The organism is Anabaena sp. PCC 7938 (assembly GCF_049315035.1).
GTDB lineage: Bacteria > Cyanobacteriota > Cyanobacteriia > Cyanobacteriales > Nostocaceae > Anabaena > Anabaena cylindrica.
Genome location: NZ_CP186034.1, coordinates 3949259 through 3968840 on the forward strand (window position 1 = coordinate 3949259; position 19582 = coordinate 3968840).

Consider the following 19582-nt stretch of genomic DNA (forward strand, 5'->3'; position numbering starts at 1 on the left):
ATAAGGTTTATTGCAGATCAATGAGACTCCACCGTGAGCGTCAGCCGATAGCTTGTGTGGCGTAGCCATACGGTACAGGATCTAACTGCAAAGCCAGATACCAAGCCAGTTTTACTCCTGACTCCTAACTCCTGACTCCTGCTGTATTTATTTTCACATATCATTTTAAAAGTGCTATAGTCTTTCACTACTAGCTTTTAATTTTGGATAAGCAATACGTTTATGATGGAATTGCTGCCACACATCTACAAATATTTGAGAAATTTTTGATATTTCTTCTCTTGTTAATCCAGAGTCTATTAATTGTTCATCTTGCCATTTAGCCCGGATAATATTATTCAGCATATTTAATGCTTGTTCTGGAGTAGCATCTTTAAGACTTCGCAATGCAGCCTCACAAGAATCAGCTAACATGACAATTCCTGTTTCTCTAGATTGGGGAATTGGTCCATCGTAACAAAAATCTGCTTTATTGACGATAATATTGGGGTCTTCCTTAGCCATTTGCTGGGCTTGGTGATAAAAATAAGCGATCGCCATTGAACCCTGATGTTCGGGAATAAAAGCTTGAATCGCTGTGGGTAGACTATGTTTTTTAGCCATTACCAAACCTTCAGTTACGTGCTTTTTGATAATTGCCGCACTTTGCCAAGGATCTTTAATTTCCGTTTCGTGTTTATTCGGTCCTCCCATTTGGTTTTCAATAAATCCTAAAGGGTCATGCATTTTACCGATATCATGGTACAGTGTCCCAGCCCTAACTAACTCCACATTGCAGCGCAGTTTTTTGGCCGCAGCTTCAGCTAGAGTCGCCACAAACAACGTATGTTGAAAAGTTCCCGGTGTTTCAGTAGCTAGTCGTTTTAATAACGGACGGTTAGGGTTAGCCAGTTCTGCCAAACGAATCGGAGTAATTAAATCAAACAGTTTTTCCAAATAAGGACTTAAACCCAAAGCAATAATACTCCACGCCAAGCCAGATACAGCAAATAACAGTGCTTCTTGCAGGACAATATACCAAGCAGAACCAAACGCCGCACCAACAAGTATATTCAAACCCAAGTAAATGCTGCCTTGAGTCAAGCCAAGAACAATACCTAATAATGCCAATTCCTCACGAGATTTAAATCTTTGGGCGACATAACTGCCCAAGATTCCCCCCGCAGCACCAGCCAGCAGCCCAATCTTACTAATCTCCATACTCACTGGTAGTATCAGTGATAGTAGTCCGACAACTGTTACTCCCAAAGTCGGGCCATAAAAACTGCCCAACAATAAACCAATAGCACTCCATGTAGTATATGGCACACCCATTGCCAAAACACTAGGGATACTAAGGGTGAGCAATAATATCAAAAAGCGATCGCGTTCTCGCAGGTGATTGCCAATACGCATTTCTACCCAGACAAAAACACCAAGAGCTATGCTAACCAAACCTCCTAAAAGAATTAAAGCCAGCCAATCTACCTCCCTCCGAATCAAGTGATAATGCTCAAGCACATCAAATTTCCATTCTGTAATTCGTTCCCCCTTCTTAACGATGACTTCTCCTTGCCGCACTTTTTGCATTACCGATGGCACTTTATCCGCTTCTAATTGAGCCTTTTGTCTCGTTTGTTCTTCATCTTGCGTGAGATTCGACCGGAGTACAGCCAACAAAACTTTACTTGCCAATGATTCAGCTTCACCAGGGACAGAAATTTGTACTTGTAGGCTCACCGCATCCTGTAAAATACTACGCGGCAGTCCAGGTGCTATACCTTGAGTAAGCATCCGTTCTGCACTTTGGTGTACTCCCAGTTGTGCTTTTATCCAATCCTCATCTGACAGTTGTAAAAGGAAAGTTTCTGAATATACTCTCTGCGATCGTTCTGCCTCCATTTTTACAAGTTTCTCAGTAGCTTTGGCATATCCAGATCTAATTTGATTTATTTGGGCAACTAGTAAAGATAGATTTTTTTCTGAATTAGTGAGGCGATAAGCTTCTAATTCTGCTAATGCTTGAGAAATATCCGTCTGTCCCTCCTTGATTAAGGGTATAGATAAGGACAACAGCGGACTACGCAAAGGTCTGGAAAATGGTTGTCTATCAATTGGCCTCGACTTAGGCATCAACAATTTATAATTTTGTTTCTGATTATTTTCTAAAGTTACTTTTAGCTGTTGCCATTCAGACTCCAGACAAGAACGGAGATAGCGTTGGGTAGGAATAGACAAAACCGATACATCAAAAAAAGGAAAAGGCCCAGCAATAGCACGAAGTTCATTAGCATCATCGAGCAGTTGTCGCAAATGTTCGTTAATTTGTTCATTTTTTTGGGCATTAATCATCAATACAGGCTGAGAACGATTTCTCACTGCTTTGCGCTCGTCTTCTGTTTGTTTGCGATCCTCGATACTTGCAGTATTAGGGGCAATAAATGTCTGTGGTGCAAAAGAACCAACTTTCATCTGCGGCTGGTTATATAATTCATGCCCCATAACACCTGTGAGAGATATCACGGTAATCACCAAAATCACCGCAGAACGCTTTTTGTATAACCAGCTGAAAACAACAGCATAAATGCCAGGCTTCGTTTTGAAAGATTTGGGCGTTGAGTGAAGAGCTTTTCTTCCTTGTCGGTGTCCACCTTCATCAGTAGCTGGTAACAAAAACACAAGTAAATTCTTGAGGATATTCCTGAAAAATTTTTTGTTATGACTCTGACTGCTGGGACTACTCGCCAAACCCAGCCACTTCGCTTTACGGCATAACACTTTGCACTGTCGCCGCCATTGCCTTAATTGCTGGTTTAAAGACCGCAAAAATTTCTGCGTTTTCATTACCTCTGGGTGTAGTTCCTTACTTTGATAGCCCAAAACAAGACAATCTTGACTACTGCTCCATGAATTATTGGCTTATATATACATAAATTGATTCTATCGAATAGAGTTTTTAGCAGATAACCAAAACAACTACATATCAGACAGCGGTTTTTCTTACGCATTGGTTTGTGTGAATTGTAGCAGCTGATCTGCCCTAAAAAAACTTATCCAAAACCAGATAAACCTCGTCCAAGTTGAAAACTGGAGTTTTATAAAAAGGGAACACTTCGACAAGTGTTACAGTGAGCTTGCCGAACTGCTCAGTGCATCACAGGGAAGAGTACAGGATTTAGGAACAAAACCATTAAAAAAAACTATTAGTTTCAAAGTAGACGCGGTTTAAATCCAGGCAATTAAAAATTTATGCTTCATCGCGGGCGAATAACGCGGGGTGCAGCAAAGATAGATAGTGGAGTCAATTCCCGATTTATGCCACATCCTTCTTTTGTGGGCTTGTTAGTATCCAGGGTAATATTATACACACCTGACCAGACGGCTACAAGTGCATCAGCTAATTCCAACATTTGGGAAAAGCTACTTAGTCCCCAGCCGGGTGAATTAATGGCTAACAGTTGCCAATTAACAGGAATGCCTGTTGTACTGTTATATGCTCCTGATAAGGCTCCAGTAATTGCGCTTCTAGGATGTGAGTCCATACACCAAGGATCTTCTTTCCCGGAATTATTTGTAGTTCGCAAAACTGTTAGTTGCCAATCTTCTAAGGTACTCAGAAAGCAATAAAAAGCAAAGGCGATGTTGCTACTTAGTGGTTCTTGTCTACTCAGTTCGGTTCGCGCCCGTTCTAATTCTGCTCCTTGAGCTAATAAAGTATTGATTTTTAATAGTTTTTGTGTTAATGGTGTGGTTGTTTCTCCCAGAAAAGAAATCGTTTGGGGAATGAGGGTCAAGGGGTCGAGTTTTTCTGTGAGAGATTGAGCGATCGCATATCCTATAGCTAGGGCTGCATCTGTTACCATCGGCTCAGTATGCCAAATTTGTAATACTTGCAGTAAATTGTGTTTAAGTTTAATAGTATCTTCGTGAAAAAAAATTGCCACTGGTAAGGTGGCTAAAATTATTTTTACCCAAGCATAATCAGTTTTTTCCCAAACAAGAGATGCTTGTTGCTGACGCTTTAACCAATCATCTACATTTAATCTACCTAGTGCAATTAAACTTTGGCTACCCAAGATAGCCATTTTACCTAAATCACCAGCATTTTCAATAGCTAAATTTTCTCCCAAGAATGCGCCTATAAAAATACCTCTAACCCGACTTACGAGAGAATAACGCATACAATTTTAGATTTTAGATTTTAGATTGTATTACAAATGTTTAGATTCCAAAAACCAAAATCTACAACAAACTTCTAGACTTTTTCCTTTCTCAGATGATGTATCAATGCTTGTAGACCTAACAAATAACTTTGGACACCAAAGCCACTGATTTGACCAATTACCACTGGAGCTATATAAGAATGATGACGAAAATCTTCACGACGATAAATATTGCTAAGATGCACCTCTACAGTTGGTAAATTCACAGCAGCGATCGCATCCCGCAGAGCCAAACTAGTATGGGTGTATGCCCCAGCATTAATTACAATCCCTTGATGTAGTCCTAATGCCTGGTGAATCGTATCTAGCAAGACTCCTTCATGATTTGACTGCACAGCAGTAACTTTTGCCTGTAGCTTTAGTCCTTCTGCTTCTAACAGTCTATTAATGTCTACTAGGGTCAGAGAGCCGTAAATTCCCGGTTCCCTCTGTCCTAGTAAATTGAGGTTTGGCCCGTGCAGTATCAAAATACTTAAAGTTGGCAACGTTAACTCCAATCACTCCAGATAATTAGCGACTGCGGCGACGTTCGTTCACAGGAATCGGAATTAGTTCCGGTTCCGGTTCAGCCTCTGGCCCCAGCAAGGCTCCCATTAGCTTCCGCGCTAACTCTTTAAGCTTTTCCAGTACCTTTTCTATATAATCCATTGAACTGAACGCTCCTGAGATACTACCTCAATTTTAATTAACTTTAGTCGCAGAAACTGGCGTATTATTGCACCTCTGGCTTCTAGCAGGGTTAACACGTTCTGAGATTTAGAGCTAAAGTTGCTGCTAAAATTTTATTTTGTGTTTTCCCTTACTCCTTAGATTATCACATTAGTGATGGGTGATTGGTAATGGGTAATTGGTAATTGGTAATGGGTAATTGGTAATGGGTATTGGGTATTGGGTGGCAGAATATAAATACTTCTTCATCTTCCCCAGTCCCCAGTCCCCAATCCCCAGTCCCCAGTTCCCAGTCCCCAGTCCCCAGTTCCCAATCCCTAACTGTCCGTTTCCTTCTTTTTCGTCCTACTGGTTGATGACTTAGCTTTAGAAGTTGTTGATTTTCTGGTTTTGCCTGTGGATTTGGTAGATGCTTTAGCTTGCAGCAATTCCAATGCGGTAGACAGCGTTACATTTTCTACTGTTTGACCTTCGGGAATACTCACATTAGTTTTGCCATGCTTAATATAAGGGCCATAGGGTCCATCGTAGATATTGATAGGAGCATCATCTTCTGGATGTGTTCCTAATTCCCGTAAAGCTGCCTTAGATTTGCTGTTGCTAGAAGCACGTCCCTTTTTCGGTTCAGACAATAATTCCAATGCACGTTCCAAAGGAATTGTCAATACATTATCAGCAGCTTTCAAAGAACGGTAGTCTTTCCCTTCTTTGCCTTGGTCATGAACAACGTAAGGGCCAAAACGTCCTAAACTAGCTTGAATTTTCCCTCCAGTGGCTGGGTGAACTCCCAATGTGCGGGGGAGTGCCAAAAGACCAACGGCCATGTCTAGGGTGACATTTTCATGGGTTACGCCTTTAGGAAGGGAAGCTTGTTTAGGTTTGGGGTTTTCGTCTGTCTTATCTCCCAACTGCACATAAGGCCCATAAGTGCCAATTTTCACATAAATTGGTTCACCTGTTTCGGGATGCCGTCCCACTTGGTCAGGCCCGGTGGTTTTTTGCCGCAGTAGAACTTCTACCTGTTTGGGGTCAAGATCAGCGGGTGTGAGGTCTTTGGGAATAGATGCTGTGACAACACCATCACCAGTATCTACTTCGATGTAAGGACCATATTTACCAATGCGGACTTTAGCATCTAAATTTTCTAATATTACGGTTCTAGCAATAGTTGCATCAATTTCACTTTCTCGTTCCCTCACCAGAGTTTCTAAACCTTGGTCGCCTAGATAAAATTTCTGCAAGTAGGGTAGCCATTTAGCTTCTCCTGTGGAGATGTCATCTAGGGTTTGCTCCATTTTGGAGGTAAAACTGGGATCAACGATGTCGGGAAAGTGTTTCTCTAATAAGTCAGTAACAGCAAAAGCGGTGAAGGTGGGAATCAAGGCATTACTTACCAACTGGGCATAACCTTTGTCAATGATAGTGCCGATGATGCTGGCGTAGGTACTAGGACGACCAATGCCTTCACTTTCTAAGGTTTTTACTAGACTTGCTTCGGTGTACCTAGCTGGGGGTTGGGTTTCATGTCCCACGGATTCCAGTTCATTACAAGTGGGATGATCCCCGACTTTTAGTGGTGGTAAAATTACCTCTTGGTCTTCTAATGCGGCTTCGGGATCATCGGAACCTTCAACGTAGGCGCGGAGGTAGCCGGGAAAATCTATGCGCTTACCAGAAGAACGAAAACCAGCATCTTCTACTTGCAGTTGAACACTAATTTGTGTTTGGCGAGAATCAGCCATTTGACTGGCGACGGTGCGCTTCCAAATCAAGTCATATATCGCCAGTTCTCTGCCGCCTAAAGCTGTTTCTTGGGGAGTACGGAAACTACTACCTGCGGGGCGAATGGCTTCGTGGGCTTCCTGTGCGCCTTTGGATTTGGTGGTGTATTGGCGGGGTTGGGGGCTGAGGTATTGTTTGCCGTATTTTTGCTCTACACAACTGCGGGCAGCTGCGATCGCTTGATCTGACAAATGTACCGAATCTGTACGCATATAGGTAATATACCCTTGCTCGTACAAATTTTGAGCCACCCGCATTGTGTCTCGTGCCGAAAGGCGCAATTTGCGGTTAGATTCTTGTTGCAGTGTAGAAGTAGTAAACGGTGGTGCAGGTTTCCGGGTGACTGGGCGTTCTTCAATGTCGTTGACATTCCAAGTTTTTCCTGTCAGCCGTTCTTTGAGGTCTATGGCTTCTTCTTCATTGAGCAAGACCACATTGCGCCCTGCGGTGATTTGTCCAGTTGCCGCATCAAAATCGCTACCTGTGGCAACTTTCGTACCTCCCAGGGTTACTAACTGAGCGCTAAAAGGGGTTTTTTCCTGGAGCAAACTGGCTTTTAAATCCCAGTATGTACCTTCATGGAAAGCACGGCGTTGACGTTCCTTTGTCACCAATAGACACACGGCTACAGACTGAACTCGCCCAGCAGATAATCCCCAGGCGATTTTTTTCCATAGCAGAGGAGATAGGGTATATCCTACCAAGCGATCTAAAATGCGTCGGGTTTCTTGGGCGCGAACCAACTGCTCATCAATGGTGCGACAATTTTTCAAAGCTTTTTTAATAGCTTCTTGGGTAATTTCGTGGAACACCATTCGCTTGGTTGGCACTTTTGGCTTTAGCAATTGGTATAAATGCCAACTAATGCTTTCACCTTCACGGTCTTCGTCAGTTGCCAATATCAGTTCATCAACACCTTTCAGGGCATCTTTAAGCTGAGTGACAATTTTCTTTTTATCCTTGGGAACGACATACACCGGTTCAAAGTCGGCTTCTATATTCACCCCAAGCTGCGCCCATTTTTCCCCTTTGACAGCGGCGGGGATTTCACTGGCCGATTGCGGGAGGTCACGCACATGACCCATTGAAGCTTCTACCCGATAGTCTTTTGGCAGGTAGTTGCGAATGGTACGAGCTTTGGTTGGAGATTCGACAATGACGAGAGTTGACATGGAAATTTCAAAAAAAAGAATAGCTGCGAAGCTAAACAGTCAAGTTGAGATAATTTCGGCGAAATGTCAAGATGAAATATCACGCCTAAGCAGTGATTTAATCCTTACACAAACTGCCCAAAAGGGGGAAAATTCTTTCAACTTTAGGCACAGTCAGTCCCAGAAGACTGGGGGAGGTAATGCCAAATTGATAAGTTGTCAGATATTTCCATCTTTAACTTATCTAACGCACAATTGGCGACTACGGTTTTCAAAATATCTCTGGAGTGTAACTGCTATGATGCCTTATTTGCTTGATTGACAGGGGTTATGAGCAATTTTGACACTTTCAGGGCTAAAGCCGCAGAATCTCAGCGGACAGAGTAAATTCTGATTGAGTACTTAGCTAAAGTGCAATACCTGTGGTGTACCACTAGATAAGAAGTCCTTAGAAAATGGGAGAATATGTCAAAATGACATTAGATTAAGTACTTGGACAGAATTAATTACACAAATTATTTTTCTGTTCCCTATTCCCAGTTCCCTTTATGACTCAATTAAAAACCAAACTCACTCTCGAAGAATTTCTGGCACTTCCCGAAAGTGATCTTGCTTATGAGTTTGTTAACGGTGAATCTGTACCTAAATATAAAAATGATCAAATGTCTCCTAAGTTTTTTCATGGTTCAACCACAGGAGCATTATTTATAATATTATCCACATGGGCGGAAGGCAAAGGTCGTGTTGTCGTGGAATGGGGGATTAAATTAACCAGAAATCAAGAAAATTGGATACCCATACCTGATTTAACATACATTTCCTATAATCGTCTTCCTGCTGACTGGCTTCAAGATGAAGCTTGTCCTGTGATCCCAGAATTAGTGATTGAAATTATTTCTCCTGGTCAAACTTTTGGAGACATGATTGAAAAGACTACTTATTATCTTCAATCTGGGATTTTTCTGGTTTGGATAGTGGATACAATATCTCAAACTATCACCGTCTTTACAGCATCTTCTCTGCCTGTGACTTTTCGAGAAAATCAAGTCATCAGTTATGAAATTTTACCAGAATTAGAAATTACTCCTCAGAGGATGTTTGAAAAATACTAAACTAGTTTTATAGTTGGATTTGGCGAGATTTTACTTCTAATCTCACTAAAATATGTTGTTATAAAACTTTTGTTGAGGATCTGGATGTCAAATAATGAAGCTACCGCCAGAATTAAGATTAATAAGTTACTTGAGGCGGCTGGCTGGCGTTTTTTTGATGAAGGGGGACAAGCAGCGAATATATGTCTTGAGCCTAACGTGCAGCTTGGATCGTCAGATTTAGATAAGTTCGGTGAGAACTTTGAAAAAACGAAAAAAGGTTTTATTGATTTTTTGTTGCTGAACGATCGCGGATTTCCGTTTATTGTACTGGAAGCTAAGGCGGGGGGGATTCACCCTTTATTTGGTAAGGAGCAAGCGCGGGATTATGCCAAGTCTCAGCAATGCCGTTTTGTGATTTTGTCTAATGGAGATTTGCATTATTTCTGGGATTTAGAGCGAGGAAATCCCGACGTTATTACAAATTTTCCTACACCTAACTCGGTGATGGGTTATCAGAAAACAATTCCAGAGCCTCAGCGTCTTGTGGATGAGGCGATCGCAGATAACTATGTAGTGCTGACCCAGCTACCGGACTATCAAGATCAGGCAGGGTGGAAGAATCAGGCAGAGCGACCAAATTTTATTGAAACAAATAAACTGCGATTTTTAAGACCTTATCAAAGGAATGCAATTAAGGCTTTGCAAGGGGCGGTTAGTGAGGGAAAAGAGCGATTTTTGTTTCAGATGGCGACGGGGACGGGAAAAACTCTGACTTCGGCGGCGGTGATTAATTTATTTTTGCGGACTGGAAATGCTCAACGTGTTTTATTTTTGGTCGATCGCCTTGAGCTTGAGGATCAGGCAAAAAAGGCTTTTGATTTGTTGCTGAAAAATGACTATAAGACCGTAATTTATAAGGAAAATCGGGATGATTGGCGACGTGCCGATATTGTCGTGACTACGGTGCAGTCATTACTGGTAAATAACAAGTATCGCGATCGCTTTTCACCGACTGATTTTGATTTGGTAATTTCCGATGAAGCACACCGCTCAATAGGTGGTAACTCACGGGCAGTTTTTGAGTATTTTATTGGGTACAAGTTAGGACTGACAGCAACACCTCGCGACTATCTCAAGCAGTTTGATAAGACAAAGCCCACGACTAAAGATCCACGAGAATCCGAGCGGCGGATGATGTTGGATACTTATCGCATTTTTGGCTGTGCGGATAGTTTACCGACGTTTTCCTATGGGTTAAATGACGGGGTGAGTGATGGCTTTTTGATTCATCCGACGGTGGTAGATGCCAGGAGTGAGGTAACGACTCAGCTTTTGTCTAAGGATGGTTTTATTGTTGAGTTTAAAGATGATGATGGGGGCGATCGCCAAGAAACTTTTAAACAGCGTCAATTCGAGAAACGATTTTTTGCTGAAGGGACAAATCAGCTTTTTTGCAAGATTTTTCTAGAGAATGCTTTGCGCGATCCGATTAGTGGCGAGATTGGCAAATCGATCATTTTTGCGGTAAGTCAAAACCATGCAGTAAAACTGGTGCAGATCCTGAATGAGATGGCGGATCGGATGTTTCCGAATAAGTATCAATCGGATTTTGCCGTACAGGTGACATCAGGAGTTAAGGACGCGCAGCAACACACCATTAATTTTACAAATAATAATTTGTTGGGTACTGCGAATTTTATAGAAACTTATCGCACGAGTAAGGCGCGGGTATGTGTGACGGTGGGAATGATGACGACAGGTTATGACTGTCCTGATTTGCTTAATCTTGGTTTATTCCGTCCCATCTTTTCACCGACTGATTTTATTCAGATCAAAGGGCGGGGGACTCGCAAGCATAATTTTTTGGAACAGTTGTTTGATGACGATATTAAGGACGGAGTTAAACAACCGCACAAGACCGCTTATAAGTTGTTTGATTTTTTTGCTAATTGTGAATATTTTGATCAAGAGTTTAAATATGATGAGGTGTTAGCACTACCTCAGCCGAAAAGTGATGGTAATGGCGATAATGGCGGCGATGGGACAAAGGGGATTGCAACCTATGAACATTTAGGGGCGGATATTCTGGAGAGCATTAAGGAGGAGAAAATCGGCTTTGAGGGAATGAAGATTGATCGCTTGTATTATGAAAAATTTGAGGAGAAGATCCGCGAAAATCGGGTGATTGCTGAGGCAGTTGAGGCGGGGCAATGGGATCTGGTGATTGATTATATTAATCGTCAAATATTTGACGATCCTGAGAAATTTTATACGTTGGATAAGTTACGGAAAGCGGCGGCGGTTGATCGCCGTTTGAGTTTGCGAGAAATATTAGAAAAAATCTTTGGTTTAATTCCGCGCTTTAAGTCAAAGGATGAGTTACTGGAAGAGGAGTTTTCTAATTTTGTGGCTGCATATCAGCCAGAAGAGGCAATTCCTGAGATTAAAAATTACTTTAAGGCTTATGTCACTAATAGTCAGATTCGGCAAATTATTGAAACTAAAAAATACCAAGAGTTAGCGACAAATCCGGTTTTGTCGATGGATAATTTTAAGGCTGTGCCTAAGTCTTACCGCGATCTGATTCCAGATTACGTTAAAAACTATATAGAGTTAGATAGGTTTGTTGCATAATTGATTTACCATCTTGCATAGCTATAGTTTGCCAGAATTTTGTGATCTTTGCTTATTAAGATATTCTCATCAATCATGGCATTAGCTACGATTAAACGATCAAAAACATCGCGAGTCCATTCAATGCTCATGGCTTTTTCAATGATTAGATAAAAGTCTTTCTGACAAATATTTAGGTCAGTCTGATTGACTAGATACTCAATTATTTGATCTGGTGATGAACCTAGACGGCCAATCTCGTAAAGATACTTTAGCTCTAAGCGAACCAATGGTGATATGCAAATATCGTTGTCGGATATTAAGCTTTCTGCTAGCGTAGACAGCTTTTTAGAAGCATCTCCATAGAGCCAGATTATGACGTGAGTATCAAGGTAAATCAAGGTTTATTTCTCGCTCCCAAGAGATGTTTACCAGATCGTCAGGATCGCCAATGTATACTTCTGGATGAGGAACAAGTTTTTCAAGTTTATTTTTTTTCGGTGCTGGCAAAATTTGGAAGCGTTTGCCTTTCCAGTCAAACTCAAGGCGATCGCCTGTGGCGGCAATTTCTGCTAGTAGAGTTTCTAGGTCTTCAGGTAATTTATCGATGGTGATGGGTTTCATTTTTTAAATTACGAGTTGGGTTAAGCCGGGTTCAATTTTTTTGAGAAGTGAGCCTAGAATTAGACTCTATAATAGCATTCACCTAAAATATCAATTCATACATAATTCAAAAAAATGCTCGACACTGAAACCAAACGCCGCATCGATACCGCCCGTGACATTCTTGTGGGGAAGGTTCCCGATCCTAAGTCTCAGGTCGAGCAGATCACGATCGCACTTATCTACAAGTTCATGGATGATATGGACGCTGAGGTAGAGGAGTTAGGCGGCGATCGCACTTTTTTCGCGGACTCATTTGCCAAGTTTGGCTGGTCGATGCTTATGAATCCGAGGGTGGGGGGTCATGAGTTGCTAAGTCTCTACAGTGAGGGCATTAGCACAATGCCGCAAAATGAAGGGATTCCTGCCTTATTTCGGGACATTTTCAAAAATGCTTATTTGCCCTATCGTGATCCTGAGACGCTGAAAAGTTTTCTGAAGGTGATCGATGAGTTTAAATACGATCATTCCGAGCGGTTGGGGGATGCGTTTGAATATTTGCTCTCTGTGTTGGGTTCTCAGGGGGATGCGGGACAGTTTCGCACACCGCGCCATATTATTGATTTTATTGTAGAGATTATTCAGCCGAAAAAGGGTGAGGTGATTCTCGATCCGGCTTGTGGTACGGCGGGTTTTTTGATTTCGGCATACAAGCATATTTTGCGGTCAAATCTGGATAGTCAGGGCAATAGTACCCTTACGCCCGATGAGAAGGGACGGATGGCGACAAATTTTAAGGGCTATGATATTTCGCCCGATATGGTGCGGTTATCGTTGGTAAATCTCTATTTGCATGGGTTTAAAAGTCCGCAAATTGCCGAGTATGACACGCTGACTTCTGAGGATAAGTGGAATGAGTTTGCAGATGTGATTCTTGCCAATCCGCCGTTTATGTCTCCGAAGGGTGGGATTAAGCCTCATAAACGTTTTTCGATTAAGGCGAAACGGAGTGAGGTACTTTTTGTCGATTACATGGCGGAACATCTGTCGCCTCATGGTCGGGCGGGGATTATTGTGCCTGAAGGTATCATTTTCCAGAGTCAGACGGCGTATAAGGATTTGCGAAAGATGCTGGTCGAGAACTCCCTTGTGGCGGTGGTTTCCCTACCTGCGGGGGTGTTTAATCCCTATTCGGGTGTGAAGACTTCGATTTTGATTTTGGATAAGTCTTTGGCGAAAAAGTCTGATACGGTGGCGTTTTTTAAAGTAGAAAATGATGGTTTTGGTTTAGGCGCTCAACGGCGAGAGGTTTCTGGGGAACAGCTTACACAGGTAAAAATCGAGTTAGCGGAATATCTGCAAGCTGTTCGTAATCAAGTATCGACTGATAATATTCTGTTTAATCATGGGTTGATTGTTCCTAAAGTAAAGATTGCAGAGAATGGGGACTATAACTTTAGTGGTGAGAGATATCGGGAAGGTATCGTTACAAATTCTAAATGTCATTTTGTAAGATTTGAGGAAGCTCCTTTTGAGATTATTGATGGTGATCGAGGAATAAATTATCCAAAGAAAGAAGAGTTTTCGTCAGATGGTTATTGTGTCTTTCTCAGTACAAAGAATGTACGTCCAGATGGATTCAATTTTAGTGAGGTCGAATTTATTACTGAAGAGAAAGATAAATCCCTAAGAAAAGGTAAACTTTTTCGTGGTGATGTTGTCCTTACAACACGAGGCACAATTGGGAATACAGGTTATTATGATGATTCTGTAAAGTTCGATCATATTAGAATTAATTCAGGAATGTTGATTTTTAGACCAGATAAAGACAAGTTGTCTGGCGACTATCTTTTCCAGTTTTTCCAATCTCAGAACTTTAAAAATCAGCGTGATGCAATTGTATCTGGTGCTGCACAGCCACAATTACCAATTCGCAGTTTAATAAATGCAACTCTTCCACTACCCCCGATCGCAATTCAGCAAGAAATCGTCACCGAGATCGAAGGCTACCAAAAAGTCATCAACGGCGCTCGTGCAGTCATCGACAACTACCGTCCTCATATTGCGATCGATCCTGATTGGGAAATGGTAGAACTGAGAACAATTTGCGAACTCGGCGCATCAATTACCAGTAACGTCAATATAGATAAATCAATTCCCTATTTTGGTGCTGATAGTATCGAGTCTCATACTGGGAAATTAATCAAAAAAGAGTCAGCCGAAGCACAAAATGTAAACGGTCCCGTTTATGAATTTGCTGGTGAGCGCTTACTATACAGCAAGATTCGTCCATATCTTAACAAGTTAGCTATTGTTAATTTGCATGGCTGTTGTAGTTCCGATATGTACCCTTTACTAATCGACAACTCCAAAGCTCATATCATGTATTTAGCAACTTATATGCTTTCAGATACCTTTAATGAGAGGATTCGTGGTTATTACGAACGAGCGAGCATTCCAAAAATCAACCGTTCACAATTGTTTGAAGTAAAAATTCCTCTTCCACCTCTCGAAACTCAACAAGCAATAGTAACTGAAATAGAAGCCGAGCAAACCCTTGTTAACGCCAACCGCGAACTAATCACCCGCTTCGAGAAAAAGATCCAAACCACCCTTAACCGTATCTGGGGCGAACAAACGGATTAGATAAAAGTATGGATGAAGCACTGCAATTAAATGACTATAGGCATTGTATCCGCTAAAATTTAACACGATTTTTATATGTATAATTACTTAGGGTTTGCTGAATAAATCAAAAACCTAGATATAGCAGCAATTTCAGGCTGAAAAAGTTGGAGAAGGTGCAAGTAATAAGCGATAAAATCATCAAAACCCGTCCATTTACCCAAATTCGAGACTATTCTGATCTCCTTCTAATTCTTCCTCCTGACTCCCGACTCCTGACTCCTGACTCCTGACTCCTGACTCCTGACTCCTAACCCTAACGAAAAGACTTTTTCAGCAAACCCTACTTAAAATAAATCCCGAACTTTCATCTGTGAGTTTAAAACATACGGTTAAATGCAATTATGGTAAAGATCTATAGATAGAATGAACAGAGTTAGCCTTCATATCTAATCGCCAAAACCTATACATATCATGGATTTTGCTAATATTGCATCCCAGTTAAATGCTGGAACGATCTTGCCAGAGGGGATTGTAATTATCACCCTCTTAGGGGTTTTGATTGTTGATTTGATTTTGGGGCGGACATCTTCGCGCTGGATAGGATATCTAGCGATCGCAGGTTTACTCGCTGCAATTGTCGCCCTATGCTTACAATGGGACGCTACCAACCCCATCGGTTTTACTGGTAGCTTTAACGGTGACGACCTGAGTATCGTCTTTCGGGGCATTATTGCTCTATCTGCCATTGTCACCATCCTCATGTCAATTCGCTACATTGAGCAGAGTGGCACAGCTTTAGCCGAATTTATCGCCATTTTGATGACTGCGACTTTGGGAGGAATGTTTTTATCAGGTGCTAGTGAGTTGGTGATGATTTTCATCTCTCTAGAAGCCTTGAGTATTTCCTCTTATTTGTTGACAGGTTACACAAAACGTGATCCTCGTTCCAATGAAGCGGCGCTGAAATACCTGTTAATTGGCGCTTCCAGCACAGCAGTATTTTTATACGGTGTATCACTGCTGTATGGTTTATCCGGTGGACAAACAGAACTGAGTGCGATCGCTAATGGTATCGCCGCAGCTAACGTCAGTCAATCTCTTGGTTTTATCATTGCCCTCGTCTTCGTAATTGCCGGCATTGGTTTTAAAATCTCCGCTGCCCCCTTCCACCAGTGGACACCAGACGTTTATGAAGGCGCACCCACCCCAGTTATTGCCTTCTTATCAGTTGGTTCCAAAGCAGCAGGATTTGCCCTTGCTATCCGTTTATTGACCGTTGTTTTCCCTCTCGTCGCTGATGAGTGGAGATTTGTTTTCACAGCCCTTGCAGTCCTCAGTATGGTGTTGGGTAACGTTGTCGCCCTAGCCCAAACCAGCATGAAACGGATGTTGGCTTATTCATCCATTGCCCAAGCTGGTTTTGTGATGATTGGCTTAATTTCTGGTACTGATGCAGGATATTCCAGCATGATATTTTATCTACTGGTTTATCTGTTCATGAACCTGTGCGGCTTTACCTGCATAGTTCTCTTCTCCCTACGCACGGGAACCGACCAAATAGCCGAATACTCAGGGTTATATCAAAAAGACCCACTTCTCACTCTAGGATTAAGTATCTCTCTTCTCTCCTTAGGTGGTATTCCCCCACTAGCTGGGTTTTTCGGGAAGATTTACTTATTCTGGGCTGGTTGGCAAGCAGGTCTTTACTGGTTAGTCCTACTAGGCTTAATTACAAGCGTCGTTTCCATCTACTACTACATCCGTGTAGTTAAAATGATGGTAGTCAAAGAACCCCAAGAAATGTCTGACGTGGTGAAAAATTACCCCGCAATTAATTGGGATTTACCAGGTTTCAGACCTTTACAAGTAGGTTTGATAGTAACTTTAATCGCTACTACCATCGCCGGTGTTTTGTCAAACCCACTGTTTACCTTAGTCAATAATTCAGTTGCGAATACTCCCATATTGCAAGCAGCAAAAATAGTGAGTACTCAAGCAGGTGTAATTATCACTGACCAAGCAGAATAATTCGTGGTGATTGGGTAATAGGTAATAGGTAATGGGTAATAGGTAATAGGTAAAAATTATTAATTAAACTCCTTTATCTTCCTGTCACCCGTCACCTGTCACCTATCACCTTTTTTTAACTATAGCCAGCCGTCTTATTGATTGTATGGATTAGAATCTTAATCTCAAATTTGGTTTCTTTCATCTTGTTTTTCCGCTTTTTCCGCGAGATACCCCAGGTTTAGCTTTCGCGAAGCGTCACGAAATGAAGCAAGCTAGGGAGGGATAGCGCGTTTAATTTATGGAGTATCTAGGGGATGCTGAATAAATGTAAAACCTATATAAATCAAGGGATACAGGGGGATAAGATACAATAAAGTGCAAGGAATAAGTGACGAAACCATCAAAAACCGTTCATTTACCCAAATTAGAGACTATTGTGATCTCCCTCTAATTCTTCTCCTGACTTCTGACTCCTAGCCCTAACGAAAAGACTTTTATGCCTAACGGCACGCTACGCGGTAAGCGAAGCTATGCCCGCAGGGCTTTACAGCAAGCCCTAAATAGCTTTCTATGTTTGGGATTCTCCCTAACCAAAAAAAACCTGCCATTCTCTGAAACTCAGTACAAATAGGCAGGGTTACTCAGTCTATAGCCGTGTTGCTTGACTGAATATGTTGGGTGGCAAAGACCATCACAAGAGCTATAGCCTTTCCCACTCTAGTTAGATACAAAATTACCCCTCCCCAACCCTCCCATTGGTAAGGGGAGGGTGCGCGACAGCGCTGGTGGGGTGTATTTCATGAGATTGGGAATTGCTATAATATTACTTAATTTTCTGTTTAATAAATGTCACAACTTGAGTTAGCTGTTTCTTGAGGCTGTCAATCTCTGCTTGCATCTTCACCATTTTTGCGTTCAGAGCTTGTATTTCTGCATCAGAGCTACCTGCTGCGGAATTAGGTTTTGCAGCTACTGTTTCTTGTCTCGCCGGAGCAACTACTGATTGCTCAGTATTAGTACGAGCTTTTTTAGTAGCCTTAGCCATTGCTGACTTAATAGCAGTAATCAGCTGTCTTTGGTCAAAAGGCTTATTGAGAAATTCAAAATATTCAAATGGTTCAGGTATTTTTTCCCGTTACCTCTTCCTTACGGCCAGACATGATCACTAAAGGAATTTTGCTTAATTCTGCTTGGGCTTGAATTTTTTGGAAAACTTCCCACCCACTCATTTTCGGTAAAATAAAGTCCAACATGATCAAGCTGACTTTTTCGTTAAGGATGAGATTATATCCTTCTAAACCGTCTTTTGCCTCCAATACTTCAAAATTGCCCGGAGGCAACATTTCTCTGACTTTTACCCTGACAACTGTAGTGTCATCAATAACTAAAATTTTGTTTGCCACGACTGATTACTCTACCAGAGACTTTATGTTTAGATGGCTAGTTTGCCGATTGACATTAAGAATTCTCCCACTATATACAAGATTTATGTAAATTGGGGGAGAGTATATTTCTGTATAAGTGTCAAAAAAACAAGTAGTTTGTAAAACTTCTGCTTGCGTTCTGATCAATTTGTATCATAGAAATTCCATGAGCTAAAAAATTTAAACTAATGTCAGTATTCAGTTGCTAGTAGGTTTATCTCTATAAGTCTTATCTTACAGGCTTTTGAGGTTATTTTAGCCAATAAATAATTTCTGTTCACCCGCATTAGTGCAGTGTGGCAAAAATAACTATCCCGTTCAACAAGGTTCAAAAGCTGATAAAACAAGCTTTTCTACCCTCTTGTCTTTCTGCATTAGTATATCTTTTATCTTTATTTTTGTATCTTACTGGGATGTCTATGACTTTTTCTCGACAAGCCGAACTCAAATTGAAAATTGCGGCTATGCCTAGCTGGTTACGTCGTTCTGTTGGCAAAGCTAGTGAAATTTCTACCGTACAACGTATTATTAAGCAGCGCCAAATTCATACAATTTGCGAAGAAGGCCGCTGTCCCAATAGAGGGGAGTGCTATGCCCAAAAAACTGCAACTTTTTTACTCATGGGGCCAACCTGCACTAGGTCTTGTGCTTTTTGTCAAGTAGATAAAGGTCATGCACCAATGGCTGTAGATGACGAGGAACCGCAAAAGGTAGCGGAGTCAGTCCAGCTTTTGGGATTGCGTTATGTGGTATTAACTTCTGTAGCCCGTGATGATTTGTCTGATGGGGGTGCTAGGCATTTTGTGAAAACGATGGAGGCTATCCGCCAATTAAACCCAGAAACTCAAATTGAAGTGCTGACACCTGATTTGTGGGGTGGTGTGGGTGTTGGGGAAGCAGGGCAGAGCCTACGGATAGCTATGATTGTGACTGCTAAACCGGCTTGTTTTAATCATAACGTTGAAACTGTGCGGAGATTAACAGGGCCTGTAAGACGGGGTGCGAAGTACGATCGCTCTTTAGGAGTTCTGGCAAATGTTAAAAACATTGATTCGAGTATTCCTACTAAATCGGGTTTAATGCTGGGACATGGTGAAACTAGGGAGGAAGTAATTGAAACAATGGCAGATTTGCGGGCTGTCAAGTGCGATCGCATTACCCTTGGTCAATATATGCGACCCTCTTTAGAACATCTGCCTGTACAAAAATACTGGACACCAGCAGAATTTGATGAACTCGGCAGCATAGCCAGAGAGATGGGATTTAGTCATGTTCGTTCTGGCCCCTTGGTGCGGAGTTCATACCATGCTGGGGAAGAGTGAGGCAGGGGGCAGGGGGCAGGGGAGAAATCTTAATTTCCCAGTCCCCAATACCCAATACCCAATACCCAATACCCATCTCTACAA

General features: G+C 41.8%; 11 protein-coding genes and 2 pseudogenes. 6 read left to right on the top strand and 7 right to left on the bottom strand.

The window, feature by feature from the left end; translation table 11 throughout:
• Positions 1-174 precede the first annotated feature (174 nt).
• The 4 genes from ACOWPH_RS18080 to topA form a co-directional block, all read right to left on the bottom strand.
• Positions 175-2823, bottom strand: coding sequence for an HD family phosphohydrolase (locus tag ACOWPH_RS18080; protein WP_015216768.1), 2649 nt, complete (start codon positions 2821-2823; stop codon positions 175-177).
• A gap of 410 nt (positions 2824-3233) precedes the next feature.
• Positions 3234-4160 carry an ADP-ribosylglycohydrolase family protein gene (locus ACOWPH_RS18085; RefSeq protein WP_015216769.1) on the bottom strand — a complete coding sequence of 309 codons (927 nt, stop codon included), beginning with the start codon at positions 4158-4160 and terminating at the stop codon, positions 3234-3236.
• A 74-nt stretch (positions 4161-4234) separates the two neighbouring features.
• Entirely contained in the window at positions 4235-4687 is a 453-nt protein-coding gene (gene aroQ / locus ACOWPH_RS18090; protein WP_015216770.1) for a type II 3-dehydroquinate dehydratase, read from the bottom strand.
• A gap of 501 nt (positions 4688-5188) precedes the next feature.
• Positions 5189-7825, bottom strand: a complete 2637-nt coding sequence (gene topA / locus ACOWPH_RS18095) for a type I DNA topoisomerase (protein ID WP_015216772.1) — start codon at positions 7823-7825, stop codon at positions 5189-5191.
• Between the two features lie 527 nt (positions 7826-8352).
• On the opposite strand from topA, the gene ACOWPH_RS18100 reads away from it, so the two are divergent.
• The 3 genes and pseudogenes from ACOWPH_RS18100 (at position 8353) to ACOWPH_RS18110 (ending at position 11532) form a co-directional block, all read left to right on the top strand.
• A complete protein-coding gene (locus ACOWPH_RS18100) occupies positions 8353-8916 on the top strand; it encodes a Uma2 family endonuclease (protein WP_015216773.1) in 564 nt (187 codons plus the stop codon).
• An 84-nt stretch (positions 8917-9000) separates the two neighbouring features.
• Positions 9001-9348 (top strand): annotated as a pseudogene (locus tag ACOWPH_RS18105) (type I restriction enzyme HsdR N-terminal domain-containing protein); the annotation flags it as partial.
• Between the two features lie 54 nt (positions 9349-9402).
• The gene (locus tag ACOWPH_RS18110) at positions 9403-11532 is read left to right on the top strand and encodes a DEAD/DEAH box helicase family protein (protein ID WP_371834369.1); all 2130 of its coding nucleotides are present in this window, start codon (positions 9403-9405) and stop codon (positions 11530-11532) included.
• 5 nt (positions 11533-11537) lie between these two features.
• On the opposite strand, the gene ACOWPH_RS18115 is transcribed toward ACOWPH_RS18110, so the two are convergent.
• Both ACOWPH_RS18115 and ACOWPH_RS18120 read right to left on the bottom strand, forming a co-directional pair.
• Entirely contained in the window at positions 11538-11912 is a 375-nt protein-coding gene (locus ACOWPH_RS18115) for a type II toxin-antitoxin system VapC family toxin (protein WP_015216775.1), read from the bottom strand.
• Complete coding sequence (locus ACOWPH_RS18120; protein ID WP_096713120.1) at positions 11899-12135, bottom strand: type II toxin-antitoxin system prevent-host-death family antitoxin; 237 nt, start codon at positions 12133-12135, stop codon at positions 11899-11901. Before ACOWPH_RS18120 ends, ACOWPH_RS18115 begins: the two co-directional genes overlap by 14 nt.
• 114 nt (positions 12136-12249) lie before the next feature.
• Here ACOWPH_RS18120 and ACOWPH_RS18125 point away from each other — a divergent pair, with 114 nt between their 5' ends.
• Both ACOWPH_RS18125 and ACOWPH_RS18130 read left to right on the top strand, forming a co-directional pair.
• On the top strand, positions 12250-14760 hold the full coding sequence (locus ACOWPH_RS18125; RefSeq protein ID WP_015216777.1) for an N-6 DNA methylase: 2511 nt from the start codon (positions 12250-12252) through the stop codon (positions 14758-14760).
• 453 nt (positions 14761-15213) lie between these two features.
• Positions 15214-16770 (top strand): NAD(P)H-quinone oxidoreductase subunit N, encoded by a 1557-nt coding sequence (locus tag ACOWPH_RS18130; protein WP_015216778.1) that lies wholly within the window; start codon positions 15214-15216, stop codon positions 16768-16770.
• A gap of 805 nt (positions 16771-17575) precedes the next feature.
• On the opposite strand, the pseudogene ACOWPH_RS18135 reads toward ACOWPH_RS18130, so the two are convergent.
• Positions 17576-18155, bottom strand: a pseudogene (locus ACOWPH_RS18135) (response regulator).
• Between the two features lie 440 nt (positions 18156-18595).
• Here ACOWPH_RS18135 and lipA point away from each other — a divergent pair.
• A complete protein-coding gene (lipA, locus tag ACOWPH_RS18140) occupies positions 18596-19498 on the top strand; it encodes a lipoyl synthase (protein WP_015216780.1) in 903 nt (300 codons plus the stop codon).
• Positions 19499-19582: the final 84 nt, after the last annotated feature.

Excerpts from the sequence above, each read along its gene's own strand:
- ACOWPH_RS18080 (WP_015216768.1), bottom strand. The coding sequence starts at position 2,823 with ATGAAAACGCAGAAATTTTTGCGGTCTTTAAACCAGCAATTAAGGCAA.
- ACOWPH_RS18085 (WP_015216769.1), bottom strand. The coding sequence starts at position 4,160 with ATGCGTTATTCTCTCGTAAGTCGGGTTAGAGGTATTTTTATAGGCGCA.
- topA (WP_015216772.1), bottom strand. The coding sequence starts at position 7,825 with ATGTCAACTCTCGTCATTGTCGAATCTCCAACCAAAGCTCGTACCATT.
- ACOWPH_RS18100 (WP_015216773.1), top strand. The coding sequence starts at position 8,353 with ATGACTCAATTAAAAACCAAACTCACTCTCGAAGAATTTCTGGCACTT.
- ACOWPH_RS18110 (WP_371834369.1), top strand. The coding sequence starts at position 9,403 with ATGGGTTATCAGAAAACAATTCCAGAGCCTCAGCGTCTTGTGGATGAG.
- ACOWPH_RS18120 (WP_096713120.1), bottom strand. The coding sequence starts at position 12,135 with ATGAAACCCATCACCATCGATAAATTACCTGAAGACCTAGAAACTCTA.
- ACOWPH_RS18125 (WP_015216777.1), top strand. The coding sequence starts at position 12,250 with ATGCTCGACACTGAAACCAAACGCCGCATCGATACCGCCCGTGACATT.
- ACOWPH_RS18130 (WP_015216778.1), top strand. The coding sequence starts at position 15,214 with ATGGATTTTGCTAATATTGCATCCCAGTTAAATGCTGGAACGATCTTG.
- lipA (WP_015216780.1), top strand. The coding sequence starts at position 18,596 with ATGACTTTTTCTCGACAAGCCGAACTCAAATTGAAAATTGCGGCTATG.